Consider the following 2,954-nt stretch of genomic DNA (forward strand, 5'->3'; position numbering starts at 1 on the left):
TGCAATAGATTCAAAACCATGCCACATTATTTGGCATGCTCATAGTTCTTACCTTACAATAATTATCGGTTTAAAGCTTTTTTTGGCGATTAGATTTTAAGATCGAGCATACAGAGCCTGCGCTGTAAGTTTGGCTGAAACTCTTGGTTAACAACAAGGCGCCGGTGGATCTGACCTCATTACCGCATGTATAAGACTTCTTGCGTTTGCAATCGGTGTTCTAAGGCTAACGCTACACGAGGGAGCCAGAATATCTACCCCGCTTATCAGGCTTTGCATGCCGGCTCTGAAGACGGCATTCGGCTCTTCGCGTTCAAGCAATGCCGTGTTTACATTTCCCATGATAGCTTTGCATTTTGCCAGCACTTTAATTGCTTTTACATCAACGGTTGAATCAAACCCTATCGCCTCAGCCGAAATACTTGATAGTGCATCCCCAAACCTTGCAATATCGCCACAGAAATCGCCGCAGAAATAAATGATTGATTGAGCGCCGAAGGCGTCTCGAAAATGCTCTGCCATCTCATTTGCGTACGGCAGCACAAATTCCTCAAAATCGGTGCGATCTATCGCCTTAAACGTTGCTGCTGTCTCGCTGACGCACACGATATCGGCTCCCGCCTCAAGCATGGCATAGCCGAATCTGATGAGGTTTTCTACCGCAAACTTTAAAAGGTTATGTGCCGAATCTTTATTATTTTGGACCGCATCAGCAAAGATAGCCGATTCAACGAGTAAAGTTGCAAGAGTCACCGGCCCTACTAGATTGGCGATTATGGGAACGCCCGAGACCTTCCGCTTTATTATCTTTATTGCCTCAATGCAGACCTTTGTTCGACCGGAATTTATATCGATCGGGGATAAACTGCCTAAATCATCTATGTTTTCGATGGCATACGCAACAACTCTCGGCCTATCTTCTTTTGTGCCAAGATCAACAGTTGCGCCCATTGCTTCAGCTTCAACCGTTGTGCAAAAAGGGATACCGATGTTTTCTGCACTTGTTAGCCGGTTGGCCGCCATTGCCAGTTTTGCCATCTTTTCTGCATCACTGTGGGCTTCCGGCAAGTAACAATCCGTCTTTTCCATAACCTCGATAGTACCCATGCTCATTGTGCCACCTGGGCTTATAAAGGTACGCCTGTCGGTTGGTTCTCTTTTTAAAATGCTAATCAGTCGCTCTTTTTGACTTAAAACAATTTGCTCCACAACAAAACCCCCAAATCTGCGAACCCACGATGTTCTTCATTCAGGTCCCCATCATGCCTTGCATAAACTTAATTTTGTCGGCAAGGGTCATCCCTTATAATGGCTAACAAGTCATTTACCTTCGCCATTGTTTTCGCCTACCGGGGTAGCCCTTTCAAATCGATTCGCGATTTGGCTACAGTTTTCAACGGCCTCCCAGACCGCCATATCACTAAGTCAATAGTAGGTGTATGCGCCGTGCCGCTCGGCACGGGCCAAACCGTGTTTGCGCAACACGCTAAGATGGTGCGAGACCAACGGCTGCGACATCCCGGTCGCTTCGACAATTGCCGATACGGATTGGCAATTCATTGTCAACGCCTTGATGATTCGAAGCCGGTTAGTATCGGAAAGCGTTCTGAAGATTTTAGCAAGCATTTCAATGTTAATATCCATAAGTAACTCCTTTGATATAAACGAGTGTTTATATAAATGCTAGTTTATATCCAGATGATGCACGCGTCAACCTTTATTTCACTTCTTGAAGGATTATTATTGCGGCTGCAGAGCATAAGCACAAAAAGACGAGGGGTTTACCTTATAAATGCCTTCGCACCTCAACAGCAGTTTCACCAGCAAGCTCCTTTAGCTCGGCGATGAGGCCGCCGTGAGGGAAGACGTTGAACTCGGGGGAGAATTCGAGGGTAACGGGCTTGCCTCCGTTTTGTACCTTTAGATATACGGAGACCGGCCCGGGATGGGCCGTTAGAAGTTCTTTAAGTCGGCTGATAAATGTCGCCGTCATCGCCGCCTTTGAAACAGTCAGCACCAGGACGGAGTTTTCAACCGCCTTAAAGCCGTTGGATTTTCCATTAGCACTTCCCTTGCCCTTGCCGTTACCATTTCCGCTTCCATTCACCCTGGCCTTGCGCTTGCCGTTTCCATTGCCTTTGTCCTCGGTATCGAACTCTTTTATCTCCATCGCCAGGGCTTTTACCTCGTCCTCTTTTACGTCGAGGCGGCCCTTGATGACGACCATCTTATCGACTTCGATCAACGTCTTATATTTCTCAGCGGTCCCAGGGAAAACCACGACCTCAACTGAGCCATCCAGGTCTTCGAGCTCGATAAAGAGCATGATGTCGCCCTTCTTGGTATTTATCTTTTTGATCTTGGTAATAATGCCGCCGATCCAGCCGATGGTTCCGTCTTTTTGCTCTTTCAGCTCAACGGTCGAGAACTCGGTTTGGTTTGCCAGCGCATCGGCCAGGCCCAGGAGCGGGTGGTCGGACACGTAAAGCCCGAGCATCTCTTTTTCGTATGCGAGAAGCTCGTGCTTTTCAAACTCGGGCACTAACTCGTCGATCGGGTCCTTAACATCCTCGTTTGCGCCCCCGTCGCCATCCCCCATATCAAAAAGGGTAAACTGCCCCGCCGCCTTGTCTTTTTGGCTGCGAATGCCCATATCCACGGCCTTCTCGAAGGTCAGCAAAAGCTGCTTGCGGCTTACGTTGCACGAGTCAAACGCGCCACCTTTGATAAGGCTTTCTATAGTGCGCTTATTCAGCACACCCATGCCAACGCGTCTGCAGAAGTCGTAAATCGACTTAAACTGGCCGCCGTGCTCGCGCTCGCTGATAATGCCCTCAATCGCACCCTCGCCGACGTTTCGCACCGCCGAAAGGCCGAACCGGATCGAGCTGCCGACAACCGTGAAGTCGCGGTAGCTCTCGTTAACATCCGGCGGTAGAATTTCTACGTTCATC

General features: G+C 48.7%; 3 protein-coding genes. All 3 read right to left on the bottom strand.

Annotated features, from left to right (window positions below):
- Nucleotides 1-147: 147 nt before the first annotated feature.
- Complete coding sequence (locus COY37_RS00780; RefSeq protein ID WP_286678350.1) at nt 148-1,209, bottom strand: uroporphyrinogen decarboxylase family protein; 1,062 nt, start codon at nt 1,207-1,209, stop codon at nt 148-150.
- 216 nt (nt 1,210-1,425) lie between these two features.
- On the bottom strand, nt 1,426-1,644 hold the full coding sequence (locus COY37_RS00785; RefSeq protein ID WP_286678351.1) for an ArsR/SmtB family transcription factor: 219 nt from the start codon (nt 1,642-1,644) through the stop codon (nt 1,426-1,428).
- 142 nt (nt 1,645-1,786) lie between these two features.
- Nucleotides 1,787-2,954: helix-hairpin-helix domain-containing protein (locus COY37_RS00790; protein WP_286975529.1), on the bottom strand; the 1,168-nt coding region annotated here is incomplete at its 5' end.

Source organism: Candidatus Aquicultor secundus (assembly GCF_002791875.1).
Lineage (GTDB): Bacteria > Actinomycetota > Aquicultoria > Aquicultorales > Aquicultoraceae > Aquicultor_A > Aquicultor_A secundus.

What these genes read in the sequence shown, in the direction of transcription:
- COY37_RS00785 (WP_286678351.1), bottom strand. Translation starts at nt 1,644, where the DNA reads ATGGATATTAACATTGAAATGCTTGCTAAAATCTTCAGAACGCTTTCC.